The organism is Adhaeribacter aerolatus (assembly GCF_007991635.1).
Taxonomy (GTDB): Bacteria; Bacteroidota; Bacteroidia; order Cytophagales; family Hymenobacteraceae; genus Adhaeribacter; species Adhaeribacter aerolatus.
Map to the genome: position 1 here is coordinate 123,911 of NZ_BJYS01000019.1, position 18,220 is coordinate 142,130.

Consider the following 18,220-nt stretch of genomic DNA (forward strand, 5'->3'; position numbering starts at 1 on the left):
ATGACACCGGAACAAAATTTTGGCGAGCATATCTACGAGTTGTTAAAGCAAGTAATAGACCCGGAAATTGGCTTAAACATTGTAGATTTGGGATTAGTATACGAAGTGGCTTTGGCAGAAGATAAAACCATAACTGTTACCATGACCTTAACTTCGCCCGGCTGCCCCATGGGCCAAATGATTACGGGTGCGGTTAACAACGTGCTGGAAAAGCATTACCCGGATTATAATATTAAAGTTGATTTGGTATGGATACCCATGTGGGATGCCGATATGATTTCGGAAGCCGGCCAGGCCCAGTTAAACGGCGGCTACCAGCCGCAGCAACGCGATCACGGCGGTAGCTTGTGGGACCGGTTTTTTTAGAAAAAGAAATTATTTACCTCTTCTCTTTAAATAAACCAACAGTTTCGAATTTTGCCAGTATACTTACCTCTGATTACACCGAATAAAAATCCGTTTAAGAATATTGCCTGATAGATTTTAGGAAATGCTTTGCCAACGGGTACAGAAAATTTAATTAAAAATAATCGGGTAAGTTTACCCCCAATGGTATGTTAACGAAAACTTCCGAATATGCTTTGCGCTCCATTGTTTACGTAGCGATGCAGGCAGCCGAAGGTAAAAAAATAGGGATTAAAGAAATAGCCAAGGAATTAGAATTGCCGCTGCATTTTATCGGTAAAATTTTACAGGATTTGGTGCGTAAAGGAATTATCGCTTCTATTAAAGGACCTAACGGCGGATTTTACCTGAGCCGTCCGGCCAGCGAAATAACCATTATGGAGGTGGTGCGCGTAATTGATGGCGTAGAAGCTTTTAAAAGATGTGGCTTGGGTTTAAAACATTGCTCCGACACCCACCCTTGCCCGCTGCACCACGATTTTAAAAAATACCGTGATGGTTTAGCTACCTTATTCTCTACCAAAACCATCCGGGATCTGGTGCAGGATATTCAGAATGGGCATGCATTCATTCGCAACCGCCCCGAAACAGCAGCAATGTCTTTTATGATATCACCGGATATAGATAAGTTGCCGGATGAAAATTTTTAAACGTTTAAATACTTTTTCGTTTTTCGCCCATAAAGCTTTTAAACTTTATGGGCTTTTTTTAATTCAAAAATATTCCGGCAGTTTCAGTTTGGGTTATTAACCAAAGTCCTCTCAGAATATTTAAGAAATATTTTTACGGCTACTCCTTTCAGAACGGATTATTAACTATTATTCCTTAGTTTTTAATTACCGCCATGAAAAGAGCCTTTTACCTTCTATTTGCTTTTTCTTTTTCTGCTGCTACTGCTCAAAATATAAAACCCTCCCCGGTCGGCCAATATCCGCCACCGGTCAGTTTTACCACCCAGAAAGACCACCAGCACATGCTGAAACAATTAGGTATCAAGTCACTTAGGCCCGGCCCCAGTGGAAATCCTGCCGATCCGAATGCAGCCAATTACGACGAGGCTCTGGCTAATCCGTACCCGAATTTACCCGAGGTATTAACTTTAAATAACGGCAAAAAAGTAACTACCCCAGCCATGTGGTGGAAGCAACGTCGCCCCGAAATTGTAGAAGCTTTTGAGAGAGAAGTATTCGGCCGGGTACCTCCAAAAGTGCCTAAAGTGACCTGGAAAGTAGCCATAGCCGAAAGAGAAATGGTAGGTTTTATTCCGGTTAACGCCAAACAGTTAATCGGGCAGGTAGATAATTCGGAATACCCCTTACTGGACGTAAATATTGCCATGACGGTGGTAACCCCGGCCAATGCCCAAGGTCCGGTACCGGTGCTGATGATGTTTGGCCGCAGCGCTTTACCTGCCCCGGCCCAGCCACCCAAAGAAAGTTTAGAAAAGATAAACGCTGCTCTTAAAGAATTGCTGGTGAAAAGCGATCCTTCGTTAAAAGCAGTTTTTGAACAATATCCGGCCTATAATCCTATTACATCTACTGCTGTTAATCCCTTTGGTCCGCCACCGGCCGGCGATCCGCCTACCCCTAATCAATTACTGGCGGCCGGCTGGGGTTATGTTTTAATTGAACCCGGCACGATTCAGGCCGACAATGGCGCAGGCCTAACCAAAGGTATTATCGGTTTGGTAAACAAAGGGCAACCCCGCAAACCGGAAGATTGGGGTGCTTTACGGGCCTGGGCGTGGGGTGCTTCGCGTGGCTTGGATTATCTGGAGACCGACCCCACAGTGGATTCCAAAAAAGTAGGGATTGAAGGCGTATCGCGGTACGGAAAAGCCGCCTTGGTGGCCATGGCATTCGACCAGCGTTTTGCTTTAGCCCTGATTGGTTCGTCGGGTGAAGGCGGGGCTAAATTACACCGGCGTAACTTTGGCGAAGCCGTAGAGAATTTAACTGCTGCCGGCGAATACCACTGGATGGCGGGTAACTTCCTGAAGTACGGCGCGGCGGAAGCTACTTTTGGCGCTAAAACGGCAAACGACCTACCGGTAGATGCTCACCAGTTAATTGCCCTTTGTGCACCCCGACCTACCTTTATCAGTTATGGTATCCCGGAAAAAGGCGATGCAAAATGGCTCGACCAGCAAGGCAGCTACATGGCTGCGGTAGCCACCGGATCGGTGTTTAAATTATTAGGCGCCAGAGACCTGGGTGTTAATCAGGATTATAAAACAGCTAAAATGCCGGCCGTAAACGTAAGTTTGCTGGATGGCGAACTGGCCTGGCGGCAACACGATGGCGGCCATACCGATGCGCCTAATATTAAGTATTTTATTCCGTGGGCCAACAAAATGATTAAATATACCTATTCAACTACCAGGTAATGGCAGGGTACTCATTTGGCAAAATGCTGAAGTAATGTAAAGAGTACCGGAATAACAGAATAGCAGCCGTCCATACGAGTTTGGCGAGAAATTTAAATTTACTTTTATTCTTTTATGATAGCAGTTTCGACAAGCACCATGTAATAAATTCCAAGCGCTATAGAATGTCTAAATAAAATAATCCCCTAAAGTCTGTTATCTTTTTAATCTGGAAAAATCAAATGATTCGATTAAGTTGTACCCGGAAATCCAAGGGTTCGTATATAATATCCTTGCTTCTAATATTCCTGGGGTTATGGATAAGTAACGCAGCCGCGGCCCAATCCAGATCGCCTTTCCCGAAAAAAGCAAAACGCATTTTATTCCTGGGCAACAGCATAACGTATGCCGGTAAATATATTTCGGATATAGAGGCTTACTTTATTTCGCATTACCCCAAACAGCAGTATGAATTTGTAAACGTAGGATTGCCCAGCGAAACGGTTTCGGGTTTGAGCGAGGAAGACCACGCCGACGGTAAATTCCCCCGGCCTGATTTGCGCGAACGCCTGGGCCGAGTGTTGGCCCTAGTTAAGCCCGACGTGGTTTTTGCCTGTTACGGCATGAACGATGGTATTTACCTGCCTTTCGATGAAAGTCGTTTTCAGGCTTTCCGCAACGGCATTAATTGGTTACATTCCGAATTGGTAAAAAGTGGCGCCAAAAGAATTATCCATTTAACACCACCCGTACACGATGATAAATTATTGGGAACGCAAGGTTATAATTTGGTGCTGGATAAATATTCCGAATGGCTGTTATCCCAAAGAGATTCACTGCAGTGGGAAGTGGCCGATATACATACGCCCATGACTGCCTACCTGAATACCCAAGGGCAAACCCAGCCAGGTTTTAAACTGGCCCAGGATGGGGTACATCCCGGCGAGTTGGGCCACTGGCTCATGGCAAAAACCACTTTGCAGTATTTGGGTGAGGAAGTAGGTGAGGCACCGGATGTTCTTACTACTTTACAGGTGCACCCGCGGGGAGAAGAAATTTATAAGCTGGTGAGTAAGCGGCAGGCCATCATGAAAGATGCCTGGTTAAAAGCCACAGGTTTTAAACGCCCCGGTATGGCGCCCGGACTACCTTTAACCGAGGCTAAACAGCAATATATTCAGCTAGAAAAGGAAATACGAGCTTTGTTGAAAGAAAAGGCTGATTAAAAATATTAATATTAGCTATCAAATCAGCGAAAATATATTCACAACCGCATCAACTCGGATTACAAAAATTTAACCAAACAGCTTTGTTCTTAAAAATCAAACCCCAACCGGAGTCTGGTCTGTAAATCAATTTGTTCTCTTTCATTCCTAATCCTCAACTTCCTTTATTAGCTAGCACCTAAATACTTAAAGGTAATAAAAGACCTGTTTTAGCAGGTCTTTTTTTATTCAGTAACTATTGGTTTGTGCCGTGCTTTCCAGTACCCGAACGGTAACCAAAAGCTGCCCGACGTGGCGGGTTGTATGCTCGGCAGCATGAACCAGTAAACCCAGCACGGTAGAAGGAATCTGAGCCCGACCAACGCCACGGGTTTGGGTTAACGTATTTTCGTCGGTAGAAATAAGCTGCTGAATGGCTTTATCTACCTGGTGGTGAAATGCTTGTGCCATTTTTTTTGAAGTTGTAGGTGGTTCAACGGGTTTTCCTTCAGTTGCCAGAGCCGCCAGTTGGGCACTGTTTAGCTGTTCGCCGCGGGCATAAGTAAAAAGCCGATCTAACACGCCGGATAAATGCTGCAAATGGAACCCCGGGGTGGCTACCTGGCCGGGCCGGCTCCAAAGAAGGTGTTCCGGAAAGTTTTCCATCAAGGTTTCCACTTCTTCGCGGGCCTGAAGCAAGGCATGGGCTACGGGCTGCAGCAGCGGCGGCACATCCTGAAAGGGGCCCCGTAACCATACTTCCAATTTCTTTTCTTTAGATTCAGGTACTGGCATCTGTTTAGATTTAAAAAGGATATTTAAGGATGATTTTCAGGGATATATGCTTCATTCATAAAACATTCCATAGGCTTTTACTAATGTAGGTTTAACGGCAACCAGCAATTGTTAATGAATTTAATTTTAAAGGCAAAATACCTGGTTTCGACGAACAAATAGGGCCATTGAACTAATATTTTAAATTGTGGCTTCTGCAGTGTTTAATTTTGGATAACAAATAATATAATATAATATATCTATTCTTTAAAAACATCAAGTTTATGGCATCTATTTACGTGGTAATATGGCTACTGCTGCTGGCTAATATCGGGTTATTATTTATTGCCCGTTTTGTGCTGAAATTATCTGAATCTAAATCAAAGGATTTAAAAAATTATTATACGCAGCAAAAAACTGTTTATCGGAATTAAGGTTTATCAAATTTAATAACAACGTTGCCAGGTATAAATCAGCCGGCGTTGAGAATAAAGCTCCCCATCAAATTATTACCAATTTTCCGGTATTTTCATTTACCATCCCTATTTATACTTGCCTTCATTACAATTCTGAATCTTGGCCTCTCCGTTAAGAAATAATTTTCTCCACCGATTATTCCTTCACAAAAGAACTTTCGATCTTTTTCTGGTGCCAAGCCTACTTACAGATCAACAATTATAATCCTTCCGGTTGCTATTTATTATTTAATTAATTCACTTCAACCAAAGACAGGGTTTTTCTAATAATACTTTGGAAGCATCACAATGCCTGGTAAAAGTAAATTTGTACGGCAGCCTTACCTGAGGGCCAAGTTTGGGTGTATTACTTCTTGTCTTTTTCATGGAAAATTTATAGGTTTATTCTTTTACACACCTATAAATAAGCAACGATGGAACTTCAGGTAAACGGAGTAAAGCGCAATAGTAAAGCCACGCCCGATTCGAGTCTGTTGAGTGTATTACGCGACGAATTTGACCTGACCGGTACGAAATACGGGTGCGGGGAAGGTCAGTGCGGGGCTTGTACGGTTTTACTAGACGGCAAAGCGGTCCGTTCCTGCCGTACTCCGCTAAGCGCCACCCAGGGCAAGAAAATTACCACCATCGAAGGACTGGAGGTAAAAGGAAAACTACATCCGGTGCAGGAAGCATATTTAAAGGTTGATGTATTTCAGTGCGGTTATTGTGCCTCGGGCATGGTTATGTCTACAGTGGCTTTGCTGAATAATTATCCTAACCCAACCGAAGAACAAATTAAGGATTTTATGAATGGGAATATTTGCCGTTGCGGCACTTACCCCCGGATTGTTAAAGCAATTAATGAAGCGGCCGCCAAGGTCTAAACCGGTATAAAACCATGAATCCGAAAAAGATAAACTCCGAAATAATTCAGAACGGATCTGAAATAGTAACCGGCACCAGCCAGGCAGTCGGCATTAATCGCCGGCAGTTTTTCAAATGGCTGGGCGGCGGACTGGCGGTAGCCTTTGTATGGCAGGATACTTCTATTCTGGCTGCGGCGGAAAAAGAAATTTTAGCATTTAAAAAATTACCGACCGAGCAGATAGGCGCCTGGCTGCATATTGCCGAAGATAATACCGTAACGGTATATACCGGCAAAGTAGAAGTAGGCCAGAATATCCGGACTTCTTTGGCGCAAATAGTAGCTGAGGAACTGCTGGTCCCCATTTCGGCCATTAAAATGGTAATGGGCGATACCGACTTAGTGCCTTACGATGCCGGGACCTTCGGGAGCCGCAGCACTCCGGCCATGGGCAGTCAGCTACGTAAAACCGCTATTGCCGCCCGCGAAGCTTTGCTGGAAATGGCGAGCCAAACCTTAAAAAAAAACAAAAGCGCTTTAAAACTGGCCAACGGTAAAATAACCGCACCGGGCAGCACCGCTTTAAGTTACGGTCAGATAGTTAAGGGAAAGCAACTGCTGCAAACCATTTCGGATAATGCCCCGGCTATTGCGGTAAGTCAATGGAAAATCGCCGGCACTTCGGTACCCAAGGTAAACGGGCGCGATTTTATTACGGGCCGGCACAAATATGTTTCGGATATTAAAATTCCCGGTATGTTGTACGGCAAAATATTGCGTTCACCCACTTTTGGGGCAACACTGGCGGCGATAGATGTGACCGCGGCTAAAGCCATGAAAGGCGTAACCGTTGTCCACGAAGGTGACTTTGTGGGAGTAGCCGCGCCGGATTTATCTATGGCAGATAAAGCCGTAGCCGCAATAAAAGCCCAGTGGAAAACCACCAACCAGCCTTCCCGAGCCGAAATATTCGCTTACTTAAAAAATAAAGCTTCGTCCGGCCAAAGCGGCGGCCGCAATGGTGGTACAACCAAAGGCGATATGAAAGCTGGCTTGGCTGCCGCTGACAAAACCTTGCAGGAAACCTACCTGGTAGATTATATTGCGCACGCCCCTATGGAACCCCGGGCAGCCCTGGCCCATTGGGAAAATGGTAAACTCACCGTCTGGACGGGTACCCAACGCCCCTTTGGCGTGCAAAGCGATTTGGCTGAAGAATTTAAGATTCCGGAAGAAAAAGTTCGGGTAATTATGCCCGATACCGGTTCGGCTTACGGTGGCAAACACTCCGGCGAAGCAGCGGTGGAAGCGGCTCGCCTGGCCAAAGCGGCGCAAAAAACCGTAAAACTTACCTGGACGCGCCCCGAAGAATTTACCTGGGCTTATTTCCGGCCGGCCGGCGTAATAGAAGTTAATGCCGGGGTGAAGAAAGACGGTACTTTAACGGCCTGGGAGTTTCATAACTATAACTCCGGAGGTTCCGGCATCCGCACCCCGTACGAAGTAGCTAACCAGCAAATTCAGTATCATCCGTCCGATTCGCCGCTAAAGCAGGGTTCTTACCGCGGACTGGCTTCTACGGCCAATATTTTTGCCCTCGAATCGCAGATGAACGACCTGGCCCAACTCGTAAATCAGGATCCGTTGGAATTCCGGTTGAAAAATCTGCAGGAACCCCGGTTGCGGGCCGTTTTTCAGCAGGCCGCCGAAGCTTTTAACTGGGGCAAAACCAAACCGGCCAAAGACCACGGCTTTGGCATTGCGGGTGGTACCGAAAAAGGCGGGTTTACCGCTACTTGCGCCGAAGTTGCCGTCGACCGCAACACCGGCGAAGTAAAAGTAATCCGGACAACTACCGCTTTTGAATGTGGTGCCATTATTAACCCCGAGCATTTAGACCAGCAGATACTGGGGGCCATTGTGCAGGGTTTAGGCGGGGCGCTGTTTGAAGCCATTGATTTTGAAAACGGTAAAATATTAAACCCAACCTTTGCTCAGTACCGGGTGCCGCGGTTTAAAGACACGCCCATAGTGCAAATTATTCAGGTAAACCGCCCGGATTTGCCTTCGGCCGGGGCCGGCGAAGCGCCTATTGTAGCGATTGCTCCCGCTATCCGGAATGCCATTGCGGATGCTACCGGCATCAAACTAAAAAAGCTGCCCTTAGTACCCAACGGGCTGTTAGTTCATTTGAAGAAAAGCTGATGAAGAAGATAATAATTAAAGAATGAGATAAGTGTCAAAAAATAAAACAAGGAGAATGCAACCAATTAGAGAAAAAAGCCCTCTTTCCCATTAGGGCTACATTACTTTAACAATCTTAACAAACTTTCCTCTATGAAAATTGAAGTTCTTCTTCTCTGTTTTATTATCTTTTTATTTACCAGTTGTGAAAAAGAAGAAGGTATTATTGGTGAATACAAATACGAACTTAAGGGCGAAATTCAAAAAATGGGGGCAACTTGGTACATGTATGGCACTTATCAAATAAAGTCCAATAGTGCAACATACCCAATCAAAAGTAGCACGATAGATCTGGATAAATATTTAAACAAAAAGGTTATAATTTGGGGTGACCCAACCCCAGGTTATCCCATAGATTTCGGACCTGATTATATTGAAGTAAAACGGATAAAAAATAAATGAATTAAGGAACCAAAATATGTGCCTAAGCAGTAAGGGTTGAGAATAGTTGGTAAGAACTATTCTCAACCCTTTGTTTTGGTCATTCATCCGGCGGGTTAAGGCTTTTAACTTCTTATTTTTTCGAAGCAAAACAGAAAGGTGCAGATTTGGGAAGCGATAGAATTTTATCCAACACCCAGACCTAAACCTAACTATGAAAAAACATTTTACCCTCGTACTAACTGCCTGTTGCTTCTTTTTCTCTTTGGCACTTTTTGCTCAGAAACCGAAAATCGGAATACGGGTAGGCAGTAATTATACCAACTTTATCGGCGAAAATGCGAAGGAATTAAACCTGGAGAATATCTGGGGCGGCCACGGCGGTTTGAATATTACTTTGCCCGTTTACAAGAACAATATTTCGCTAAAATCAGATATTATTTACTCAACCAAAGGCGCGGCCTCGGCCAACGACAGCCTGAAAATAAACCTGGGCTACCTGGATGTTCCGCTGCTGGGACAAATAACGGCCGGCCCTTTTTACCTCGAAGCTGGTCCGCAGATGTCTTTTTTAGTTAATGATACCTTTAAAGATAAGAGCGGCAAGACCAACGCCGAAACCATGCTGAACAGCTTCCGGCGTACCAGTTTGTGTTTTGCTTTAGGGGCTGGCACCTACATACCGGTACTGGGCTTAACGTTAGGCATTCGCTACAACGGCGATTTTTCTAACCTGGTAAATAATTTGGAGGACAAAGCGTTCCGGAATTCGCTTTTTATGTTTACCACCAGCTTTACCTTACCCACAAAAACTTTTTAAAGCTATACTGCGGCGCCGGCTAATAACGCGTGGCACTGCTGGGCAATTTCCAGTTCTTCGTTCGTCGGGATAACTAAAACTTTAACCCGCGCCTGGGCTTGGTTAATTTCGCGCAGGCTTTTGGCCGGGCTTTGGTTTTTTTCCTGGTCTAATATAATCCCCAGGTAATCCATATCCCGGCAAACCAGTTCCCGGATTTTAGCATCATTTTCGCCGACGCCGGCCGTAAAAACCAGGGCATCGAGGCCGTTGAGCACTGTCGCATAAGCACCTAAATATTTCCTGATGCGGTAGGCATATAAATCGTAAGCCAGGGCTGCTTGCTCATCTCCGGCCGCAATAGCCTTAGAGATATCGCGCATATCGCTGTGGCCCGTAAGCCCCAGCATGCCGCTGCGCTTGTTCAAAAGCATATTTACCTGTTCGGGATCGTAGCCAAGTTGGTTAATTAAATGAAAAACCACCGAAGGATCGATATCGCCGGAACGGGTACCCATAATTAAGCCACTTAAAGGCCCGAAACCCATACTGGTATCTACGGATTGGCCGTTGCGTACCGCGGCCATGCTGCAGCCATTGCCCAAATGAACGGTTATTATTTTGTTCTCGGATTTGTTTAAATATTTCGCAGCTTGCTCGGCAACATATTTATGGCTGGTACCATGAAAACCATATACCCGGATGCCTAATTCGGTATAAAATGTTTCGGGCAAAGCATACCGGAAGGCCACCGGCGGCATGGTTTGGTGGAAAGCCGTATCGAAAACCGCTACCTGCCGGGCTTGGGTAAATATTTTTTCGGCTACTTCTATTCCTAAAAAGTTAGCCGGATTGTGCAACGGGGCCAGCGGAAATAATTTCCTGATTTCGTCTTTAACCGCTTTGTTTATGATAGCCGTTTTGGCAAAGCTTTCGCCGCCGTGTACTACCCGGTGACCAACTACCTGAATTTCTTCCGGATTCTGAATAACCCCAATTTCCGGATCGGTTAATAATTCTTTCACCTCCTGCAAACCGGCTTCGTGGTCGGGCAAATCCAGGGTGCGTTTAACTACCTGCTCTTCTGCCTGGCTAAATATTTTGTGCGTAATAATAGAGTTTTCCAGTCCGATGCGTTCAATTAAGCCGCTGCAAATTGGGTCGGGCGAAGGTAATTTAAACAACTGGTATTTAATGGAGCTGCTGCCCGAGTTAACGACAAATATATTCATGGAAATTTTTATTTACTCTTTTCTCCACCATTGGTAGAGAATTTAATTTAAGGTGAAATAGGCAAAAATTGGGCTTACGCATAAAAGGATAAGTTGGCGTTACGGCGGGTTTTCACCTGCACCTGGTTGGTTAAAAAAACAGCAAGGGCAGCCATTGATCGAAGCAATTTGCGTAAATATCAAGTAATTATTCCTGGCTTTGAATGGCGGTAATGATTACGGTATTAAATATATCGTCTACCGTGCATCCCCGGCTCAGATCGTTTACCGGTTTATTCAAGCCTTGCAGCATAGGGCCGATGGCCAGAGCACCAGTTTCGCGCTGTACGGCTTTATAAGTGTTGTTACCGGTATTTAAATCAGGAAATATCAGTACGCTGGCCTGACCAGCCACTTTAGAGTTAGGCATTTTTTGGCGACCCACAATTGGATCCACGGCGGCATCGTACTGAATAGGGCCTTCTACTGCCAAATCGGGCCTTTTTTGCTTTACAATTTCGGTAGCGCGTCGCACTTTCTCTACTTCTTCGCCCTCACCAGAGGTGCCCGACGAATACGACAACATGGCTACCCGGGGCTCGATGCCGAAGCGTTGGCTGCTCTCGGCCGAAGAAATGGCAATTTCGGCCAGTTGCTCGGCGGTAGGGTTGGGGTTAACTGCGCAATCGCCGAATACCGAAACCCGGTCGGGCAGGCACATAAAAAATACGGAAGAAACAATAGATACGCCGGGCTTTGTTTTGATAAACTGCAAAGCTGGCCGAATCGTGTGCATGGTAGTGTGTACGGCGCCCGAAACCATCCCATCGGCATGGCCTTTGTACACCATCATGGTGCCAAAATACGAAACATCTGTCATCAGGTCGTAAGCCATTTCGAGTTCAACATTTTTGTTTTTCCGGAGCTCGTAAAAGGTATGCACATAATCTTCGTAATATTCCGAATGGGCCGGATCAATTACCCGCACGCGCTCTAAATTCAGGTTTAACCCCAGTTGTCTCACCGAGGCAGCCACCTGGGCCGGATCACCCAGAATGGTTAAATCAACCACATCCTGATCTACGAGACGGGCAGCAGCTTTCAGAATGCGTTCGTCGTTGCCTTCGGGCAGCACAATGTGTTTCCGCTGACTTTTGGCCCACTTTACCAGTTGGTACTGAAACATGTGGGGAGTAATGCCTTCGGCTTTGAAAGTAATTAATTTTTCATCAAGCACCGGAATATCTACATAGCGCTCGAAGGTATTTATAGCCAATTCTATTTTTTTGATATTATCCGGTGTTATCCGCGACTTAATGGCGCCAATCTGGGTGGTGGTGTGGAAAGTGCCGGTTCCTACGGCAATAATCGGCACTACCGTTTGCAACCCTTCGAGGAGGCGCAATACCGGTTCTTCAGGTTCAACGCCGGCCGTCAGCACAATGCCCGCTATCCGGGGGTAGTTTGCCGAAATATTGGCTACTAGCGCGCATACAATAATATCGCCGCGGTCGCCGGGGGTAACAATTAATAAATTGTCTTTTAAGTAATTCAGGAAGTTAGGCACCTGCATGGCGCCCGTCACAAAATTATCGACCTGGTTGTTAAGATGTTGCTCCCCGAAAAGTAATTTACCGCCCAGGCTTTCGTAAATTTCTTTCATGGTGGGGTTCAGCAAATTTTTATCCTCCGGAATTATGGCCAGCGTTAAATCCGGCGGTAATTGCGCGTGTAATAATTCGCGTACATCATCTACCTGTTCGAGCTTTACTTTATTCGCTACTATCAGCAGGACTTGCACTTCGCGGGCTTCGAAATTTCGCAGCACCGCCAGGGCATCGTTAATGATCTGAGCAGTGGTTTTATTCTCGCCGGAAACCACAATAATTGCGGGTGCCCCGAGGTTTTTGGCAATGGCTACGTTGGCGTCAAACTCAAAGGCAATTCCCTGCCCCAGAAAATCGCTGCCCTCCACAATCATGAAATCATAGCTTTCTTCGAGTTGTTTGTATTTAGTGATTACCCGGTCTATAATTTCACCCTCGTGGTCTGTTTCCAGCAGGCTTATTACTTCCTGGCCGGTAAAGGCATACGTATCTTCGTAAGCCATCGGTAAATTAAAATAGCTCAGAATGGTATCGATATGAACATCCCGCTTTTGGAGGGGATTGAAATTAATAATGGGTTTAAAATAACCAACTTTCTGGGCTTTACCCAAAAGCATATTTACCAATCCAAGGGCTACAATAGATTTGCCGCTGTAAGGCTCGGCGGTAGCAATAAAGATATTTTTGGTCATAGAAACACTGATTTTGGCGCGAAATTACCCCGCAACATTTCTGCCCGGGATGATAACGCTCATCGTACGGCATGTTTTTAACCCTATTAAACTTGTCTGGTAAGTACAGGGTTTTAGGCGAAGGCTCAAATAAACTGCCTATAATGGTTAAAAACAACAAACAAGCCGCTTCATTAAAGAGAATGGATAGATTAAGGCGTTACCTAGCCACGCCGCAAAAACTTGCCGGATAGAAAAAGATTCTGAAAGGCTTCTATTATTTTATACGCTTCTATAAACGAAAAGAGTCTGTTATTCCGAAATAACAGACTCTCTTGGATTTCGTTTTTTTAGCGGCAACGGCTGTTGTAATTTTCTACTACCGTTCCTAATTTGTTAAATTTCTTTAAATCGGGTTGGCTGTTGGCGTAGTTCATAAACTCCGGACAGTCGCCAAATAAGGCCGCAAATTCTTCTTCGTATTTTCTTTTCTTCAGAATAAAGGGTTTGCTGCCTTGCTTATAAACCACATAGCTCGATTCATTTTCTTTCAGCTTAAAACCGGCTACGTTGGTGGAGCTTTCGGAACCGGTCGGATTATCAAATAGTTTAATGCGGCTGCCATTCATCAGGCGTTCGGCAAAAACCTTCTTTCCGGCTTTCGTCGGATGGTCAATGCTCTCGTAATGCAGGTGGTTTTTATCTACCGAAGTTAAATCATTATAATCGCGCAACAGTTTGGGTCTCTTTTGGCCATAACCGATTACATCATCGGCGCTGTATTTGGTCTTTGTTCCTTTTGCGTCTTTAAAAACAATCTGGGTTACGTAATTATTTACCACCCGGGCAGCAACCTGACCTTTAAGGGTATCCTGGGCCGGGGTAACCACATAGCCGTCTACGGATAAAACAATGGGTTCGGTGGAGTTTACCATCTGGGCCGAAACCTGAGAAGAGAAGGTGGCCAGTACGCCCACCAACAAGGCATTTTTTAAAATCTTCATAGTTTAGATAAATAGGTGTTTAGAGGATTAGGGCTTATAATTTTAGGTAAATATTTCCGGCTGCATTAATTTTAGTGATAAAAACAAAAATTAAAGAAGCGCGGATATTTACAAAAATAAGGAATGAAGTACCTGGAAATCAATACTTAAAAATGGGTATTTTGGGTATATTTATTTCTGGCTTGTCTCCTGGCAAGCCAACAATTAACCTTGAATTATAGGAGGTGCAATCAAGGTTCTTGTTCCGGCCTTTGGGAATACGAACCGGGGTAAAATACAGGTATTTTGTGTATTTTATCTCTAAAGATTAGTTAAACAATATCAGCGGATTTTGTTTTCCAGGATTACCGCTACGGGGCCATTTGCTGCCCAATCTTGGTTTTGCTGGTCGGTTGCTAGTTTCGTTTTTAACACGAAAGAACCTAAAATCAAATCTATATCGCCATCTGCGTCTATATCGCCTTTGTCCAGGGTTAACCAACGCCCCCGGTTACTTCCCCGGAAGGTAGAGGCAGTAAAGCTATAATTACCTTTGTTTTCGAGGTAAATAAAACTTTCGGCGGGGTTTTCTTTGAAGCGGGCAAAAAAAGCAATAGAAGCAATATCTAAGTCGCCATCTTTATCAAAATCGGCGGCAGTAGCTTTATAGGCGCCGTTCTGCGGGAAAAAGAAAGCTTCGGTAAAACTGTTCCGACCATTGTTCAGGTAAAGCCGGATGCCGTGATATCGCTTTTGAATTGGAGCAAAATCGGCATTGTCGCCGGCAGTGTATAAAATATCGGAGTAGCCGTCCTGGTTAAAGTCTATTAACTCAAAATAACTCGACCCCATGGACGGGGCAAACCTGAGTACCTGCTCCTCGCGAAAACGTCCCTGGCCTTCGTTGTAAAAAATAAAGATGCCTTCGTTTCCCTGGGCCATTAAGGCAATAATATCGGGCTGCCTATCGTCGTTTAAGTCCTGCACATAAGCCCGCGCCGCACCGGGGGCATTTTTTAAAATGTGCTTTTTAGCGGGCTGATTCTTTGGGGTTTCGTACCAGCTCAGGCTGCCGGTCTGGTTACCAAATTCACAAACCAGTATATCCGGATTATTATCTTCGTTTAAATCGGCAAACTGCGCTTGTACCGGTCGCTGCAATCCTTTTAATATTGTCTGGGGTTCCTGCTGATCGGTTGGGTAAAAAGTTAATGTGCCGGCCGGGGAATCTGACGGGAAAAAACTCCCGATATTTAAAACATAACTGCCCGCTGGTTGCACCAAAAAATCCGAAGGTACCTGGTTTAAGGCTAAGGTACTTTTTAATTTTCCCTGGCTATCTAACACCATTAAATTATTCTGCTGGGCAGAACCAACGTACAACTGCTGCGTCGCCGGATCTATCTTAACCAGGGTAGTACTGGCCGGCCGGAACGGCAAATCCGGGAAATACGGCTGGAATAAAGGCAGCACCGGCGAAATAAGAGGTTTTGTAGCAGGAGCGAGGGGAGAGGCGGGCGCGGTGGAGAGGTAATAATCCGTAATTTTTTGGAAATCAGTAGCGCTGATGGTGGGTGCTGCCGGAAATACATTGGCCTGCAGCACCAGTTCACCCGCCCGGCCGCTTTCGATAAACTCACTTCTAATACCCTCGGCTTTCCCGGAATCGCGGTGGTATAAACCCAGGCGGTAACCCATGGTAGGCAAAACATAGCGCTCCCAACTCTCTTTATCCAGTAAATCTGGTTCCGGAAAAGCATGGCAACTTTGGCAACGTTGTTCGGCCAAATGCCGCCCGGCCTTCAAATCCGCAGCCGAAATGCTTTTCGAAAGGGTAAATCCATTATCAATGCCCGGCCGGTTGTTTCGGCCGCAACTCCACATAATTATTCCAAATACTAAAACTAAAATATTCTTTTTTGAAAAATACATCCGGGTAAAAATACAAACCAGAATTTATATTATGGGTTATTTTGTGAGTCTAACAAAGAAAGAAGCAGTTCAACACAACAGAATAATCTGGTTAAAGAAGCAGTAGGGGAGTTGTGTTAGAATTGAAGTTGTAAATACCAATAATAGAAGCAGGTGCGGTACAAGTCAAAAATACTTTATAGTCTAATTAAATAAAATTAATATAATTATGTGATTAATAAATTTATTCTTACATTTTCTGAGTTAATTAATATAACCTACCACATGAAGATGAACCCAAGAAATCAATGCTGGAATTTGCAACATTATACTGGCTTTTGCCTCACAGCCCTGTTGCTTTGTTTAATCCTTACCTCTGCGCGCTTTGACAAAACCAATTTTGCCGGCGACTGGGCTCTGAGCAAAGAGAAGAGCAAACTAACCGCAGGGCAGATGCGAATTATTTTCAGCCAGTTAAAGGTTACCCAAAACGGCAACGACTTTACTATTTCGAGGACCGGCCAAACCCCGGATGGGCAGGAATTTACAATGGACGAAAAAATAACCCTGGATGGGAAGGAGTCAGAAAACAAGTTCTTTGACGGCATGGTAAAAAAGAAATCAACGGCTAAGTGGTCGGCTGATGAAAAGGCCTTAACAATAACTTCGGCGCTTACATTTAACCGCGATGGCAACGAAGTAACCATGAACGCTACCGAAATCTGGGATACTGCCAAAAACCCCGGGGAATTATCTATTAATTATACTACTACCACACCCAACGGCGAAATAAAAGACACGTACGTGTATACTAAAAAATAAAACGGCTTAAAAGTCGATGAAAGATGCCTGCAGGTAATTTATCTGGAGGCATTTTTATTTTATCTTTTAATAAAATGAATTTAAGGAGGAAGGTATAATAATAAAATAGCTTGGTTATTATGTTAAATAGCTGATTTTATAATTAGATATTTTTCCACCAATATTCACCTCATAATAAAGATTCCAGCAAGTTTGATCTGTCAAATGTTTTCTATCGATAAATTTCTTTCTAATATTCGCGCTAAATGGGGCCGGCACTACGTAACCTGCTTCAAGTAAAAAAGCATGCAACATAAAATTACTTACCAGGCTGCCCGGAAAGTAGCTGCCGCCATCGAACAAAGCTTTGCCCGACACCACGCCGAAGCCCGCAAATTGGCGCATGGCAGTTTAGCACCGGAAACACCTGCCAGCCATATTCAATCGATTATAGATACCACATTTTGGGCGAGCCTGCGCCGGGAAGAAGGTCATTCCCCTAAAATTTCGCTCGCTTATTTACCACCCGAGTTAGCCGGTCAAGCCATGGTATTTGAGCAGCGTCTGCGGCTAACTCCTCATGTTCTGACTAAACTGGCGCCGGCGGTAGAACGTCCCGGCATTCATTTAGGAATCTGGCCCGAAGGTGATGAGTTATTTATCTGGGGAGCTACCCGCAATATTCCGGGTCTGTGCTTTGTGCTGGAAGTGGTGGAACCGGGATTATTGGTAGTAAAACACCGCCACCTGGATGGTTTCGGAAAATTTGCCAACGTGGCCGTGCTCAAGGGGGATCAAATAAAAGTAGTGGATGAGCATAGCGGTAAATTGGCTGATTGTCCGGTGCTTGTTTCTTCTTTACTCGGTTTTCCTTCGCCGTTTTCCTGGAACCCATCTACGAACGTACTGGTGCAACTGGCTATTTCAATGCGGGCGCACGGGCGAGGCGGCTCTCTGTTGGTGGTACCCGCCGGCACATCGGCTTGGCGGCAGTCCATCATTAAGCCCATCCCGTATGCCGTAGAACCCGCATTTTTAGGTATATCGGATTTAATGAAGAAAAATGCGGACGAAAGAAGTCAAGGGCCTTGGCAAGGCGCTATTCGCCAGTCCATAGAAGTTGTAGCCGGCTTAACCGCCGTAGACGGAGCTACTATTATCAGTGATCAGTACGAATTATTGGCATTTGGCGCCAAAATCGGCCGCCCCGAAGGAAATAATCCGGTGGAAAGAATTGTAATAACTGAACCAGTCATAGGCAGTAAACCGAATATTATTCATCCGGCTTCCAATGGCGGCACCCGGCATTTGTCGGCTGCCCAGTTTGTCTACGATCAGCAAGATGCTATTGCCTTAGTGGCATCCCAGGACGGCCGTTTTACTATTTTCGCCTGGTCGCCGTGCGAAAGAATGGTTCATGGCCATCAGGTTGATGTTTTACTTTTGTAAAGCTTCGTTAAGCTTTGTATTCACAAACTTTAAAAATTTATAACTATCAATTTCTATTGAAATTCATGGTTAATTGCATGAATATAAA

General features: G+C 45.0%; 16 protein-coding genes. 11 read left to right on the plus strand and 5 right to left on the minus strand.

What is annotated here, in order from left to right; genetic code table 11:
* The 4 genes from AAE02nite_RS13650 (at position 1) to AAE02nite_RS13665 (ending at position 3,999) form a co-directional block, all read left to right on the plus strand.
* Entirely contained in the window at positions 1 to 366 is a 366-nt protein-coding gene (locus tag AAE02nite_RS13650; protein WP_146898305.1) for a metal-sulfur cluster assembly factor, read from the plus strand.
* A gap of 188 nt (positions 367 to 554) precedes the next feature.
* The gene (locus AAE02nite_RS13655) at positions 555 to 1,055 is read left to right on the plus strand and encodes an RrF2 family transcriptional regulator (protein ID WP_146898306.1); all 501 of its coding nucleotides are present in this window, start codon (positions 555 to 557) and stop codon (positions 1,053 to 1,055) included.
* Positions 1,056 to 1,249: 194 nt separating this feature from the next.
* Positions 1,250 to 2,794, plus strand: coding sequence for a glucuronyl esterase domain-containing protein (locus AAE02nite_RS13660; protein WP_146898307.1), 1,545 nt, complete (start codon positions 1,250 to 1,252; stop codon positions 2,792 to 2,794).
* Positions 2,795 to 3,066: 272 nt separating this feature from the next.
* Positions 3,067 to 3,999 (plus strand): SGNH/GDSL hydrolase family protein, encoded by a 933-nt coding sequence (locus AAE02nite_RS13665; RefSeq protein ID WP_246151025.1) that lies wholly within the window; start codon positions 3,067 to 3,069, stop codon positions 3,997 to 3,999.
* A 228-nt stretch (positions 4,000 to 4,227) separates the two neighbouring features.
* Here AAE02nite_RS13665 and AAE02nite_RS13670 read toward each other — a convergent pair whose 3' ends face one another.
* On the minus strand, positions 4,228 to 4,773 hold the full coding sequence (locus AAE02nite_RS13670; protein ID WP_146898309.1) for a DinB family protein: 546 nt from the start codon (positions 4,771 to 4,773) through the stop codon (positions 4,228 to 4,230).
* Positions 4,774 to 5,036: 263 nt separating this feature from the next.
* Between AAE02nite_RS13670 and AAE02nite_RS26305 the strand changes: the two genes are divergently transcribed.
* The 5 genes from AAE02nite_RS26305 to AAE02nite_RS13690 all read left to right on the plus strand — a co-directional run bounded on the left by AAE02nite_RS26305 (position 5,037) and on the right by AAE02nite_RS13690 (position 9,520).
* Positions 5,037 to 5,186 carry a hypothetical protein gene (locus AAE02nite_RS26305; RefSeq protein ID WP_170252601.1) on the plus strand — a complete coding sequence of 50 codons (150 nt, stop codon included), beginning with the start codon at positions 5,037 to 5,039 and terminating at the stop codon, positions 5,184 to 5,186.
* Positions 5,187 to 5,641: 455 nt separating this feature from the next.
* The gene (locus tag AAE02nite_RS13675; protein ID WP_146898310.1) at positions 5,642 to 6,094 is read left to right on the plus strand and encodes a (2Fe-2S)-binding protein; all 453 of its coding nucleotides are present in this window, start codon (positions 5,642 to 5,644) and stop codon (positions 6,092 to 6,094) included.
* A gap of 14 nt (positions 6,095 to 6,108) precedes the next feature.
* A complete protein-coding gene (locus tag AAE02nite_RS13680; protein WP_146898311.1) occupies positions 6,109 to 8,280 on the plus strand; it encodes a xanthine dehydrogenase family protein molybdopterin-binding subunit in 2,172 nt (723 codons plus the stop codon).
* A 132-nt stretch (positions 8,281 to 8,412) separates the two neighbouring features.
* Positions 8,413 to 8,721: a hypothetical protein gene (locus AAE02nite_RS13685; protein ID WP_146898312.1), complete on the plus strand. Its 309-nt coding sequence runs from the start codon at positions 8,413 to 8,415 to the stop codon at positions 8,719 to 8,721.
* Between the two features lie 193 nt (positions 8,722 to 8,914).
* Entirely contained in the window at positions 8,915 to 9,520 is a 606-nt protein-coding gene (locus AAE02nite_RS13690; protein ID WP_146898313.1) for an outer membrane beta-barrel protein, read from the plus strand.
* Between the two features lie 2 nt (positions 9,521 to 9,522).
* Here the strand turns inward: AAE02nite_RS13690 and AAE02nite_RS13695 are convergent, their stop codons facing one another.
* The 4 genes from AAE02nite_RS13695 to AAE02nite_RS13710 form a co-directional block, all read right to left on the minus strand.
* Positions 9,523 to 10,731 (minus strand): acetate/propionate family kinase, encoded by a 1,209-nt coding sequence (locus tag AAE02nite_RS13695; protein ID WP_146898314.1) that lies wholly within the window; start codon positions 10,729 to 10,731, stop codon positions 9,523 to 9,525.
* Positions 10,732 to 10,918: 187 nt separating this feature from the next.
* Positions 10,919 to 13,009: a phosphate acetyltransferase gene (gene pta / locus AAE02nite_RS13700; protein WP_146898315.1), complete on the minus strand. Its 2,091-nt coding sequence runs from the start codon at positions 13,007 to 13,009 to the stop codon at positions 10,919 to 10,921.
* A gap of 329 nt (positions 13,010 to 13,338) precedes the next feature.
* Positions 13,339 to 13,992 (minus strand): hypothetical protein, encoded by a 654-nt coding sequence (locus AAE02nite_RS13705; protein WP_146898316.1) that lies wholly within the window; start codon positions 13,990 to 13,992, stop codon positions 13,339 to 13,341.
* A gap of 321 nt (positions 13,993 to 14,313) precedes the next feature.
* On the minus strand, positions 14,314 to 15,855 hold the full coding sequence (locus AAE02nite_RS13710) for an FG-GAP repeat domain-containing protein (protein ID WP_170252602.1): 1,542 nt from the start codon (positions 15,853 to 15,855) through the stop codon (positions 14,314 to 14,316).
* A gap of 318 nt (positions 15,856 to 16,173) precedes the next feature.
* Here AAE02nite_RS13710 and AAE02nite_RS13715 point away from each other — a divergent pair, with 318 nt between their 5' ends.
* Together AAE02nite_RS13715 and AAE02nite_RS13720 are read left to right on the plus strand one after the other, a co-directional pair.
* Positions 16,174 to 16,704 (plus strand): hypothetical protein, encoded by a 531-nt coding sequence (locus tag AAE02nite_RS13715; protein WP_146898318.1) that lies wholly within the window; start codon positions 16,174 to 16,176, stop codon positions 16,702 to 16,704.
* Between the two features lie 285 nt (positions 16,705 to 16,989).
* Complete coding sequence (locus AAE02nite_RS13720) at positions 16,990 to 18,132, plus strand: putative sensor domain DACNV-containing protein (protein ID WP_146898319.1); 1,143 nt, start codon at positions 16,990 to 16,992, stop codon at positions 18,130 to 18,132.
* Positions 18,133 to 18,220 lie beyond the last annotated feature (88 nt).

Coding starts and splice junctions, on each gene's coding strand:
- AAE02nite_RS13650 (WP_146898305.1), top strand. CDS start 1: ATGACACCGGAACAAAATTTTGGCGAGCATATCTACGAGTTGTTAAAG.
- AAE02nite_RS13655 (WP_146898306.1), top strand. CDS start 555: ATGTTAACGAAAACTTCCGAATATGCTTTGCGCTCCATTGTTTACGTA.
- AAE02nite_RS13660 (WP_146898307.1), top strand. CDS start 1,250: ATGAAAAGAGCCTTTTACCTTCTATTTGCTTTTTCTTTTTCTGCTGCT.
- AAE02nite_RS13670 (WP_146898309.1), bottom strand. CDS start 4,773: ATGCCAGTACCTGAATCTAAAGAAAAGAAATTGGAAGTATGGTTACGG.
- AAE02nite_RS26305 (WP_170252601.1), top strand. CDS start 5,037: ATGGCATCTATTTACGTGGTAATATGGCTACTGCTGCTGGCTAATATC.
- AAE02nite_RS13675 (WP_146898310.1), top strand. CDS start 5,642: ATGGAACTTCAGGTAAACGGAGTAAAGCGCAATAGTAAAGCCACGCCC.
- AAE02nite_RS13680 (WP_146898311.1), top strand. CDS start 6,109: ATGAATCCGAAAAAGATAAACTCCGAAATAATTCAGAACGGATCTGAA.
- AAE02nite_RS13685 (WP_146898312.1), top strand. CDS start 8,413: ATGAAAATTGAAGTTCTTCTTCTCTGTTTTATTATCTTTTTATTTACC.
- AAE02nite_RS13690 (WP_146898313.1), top strand. CDS start 8,915: ATGAAAAAACATTTTACCCTCGTACTAACTGCCTGTTGCTTCTTTTTC.
- AAE02nite_RS13695 (WP_146898314.1), bottom strand. CDS start 10,731: ATGAATATATTTGTCGTTAACTCGGGCAGCAGCTCCATTAAATACCAG.
- pta (WP_146898315.1), bottom strand. CDS start 13,009: ATGACCAAAAATATCTTTATTGCTACCGCCGAGCCTTACAGCGGCAAA.
- AAE02nite_RS13705 (WP_146898316.1), bottom strand. CDS start 13,992: ATGAAGATTTTAAAAAATGCCTTGTTGGTGGGCGTACTGGCCACCTTC.
- AAE02nite_RS13710 (WP_170252602.1), bottom strand. CDS start 15,855: ATGTGGAGTTGCGGCCGAAACAACCGGCCGGGCATTGATAATGGATTT.
- AAE02nite_RS13715 (WP_146898318.1), top strand. CDS start 16,174: ATGAACCCAAGAAATCAATGCTGGAATTTGCAACATTATACTGGCTTT.
- AAE02nite_RS13720 (WP_146898319.1), top strand. CDS start 16,990: ATGCAACATAAAATTACTTACCAGGCTGCCCGGAAAGTAGCTGCCGCC.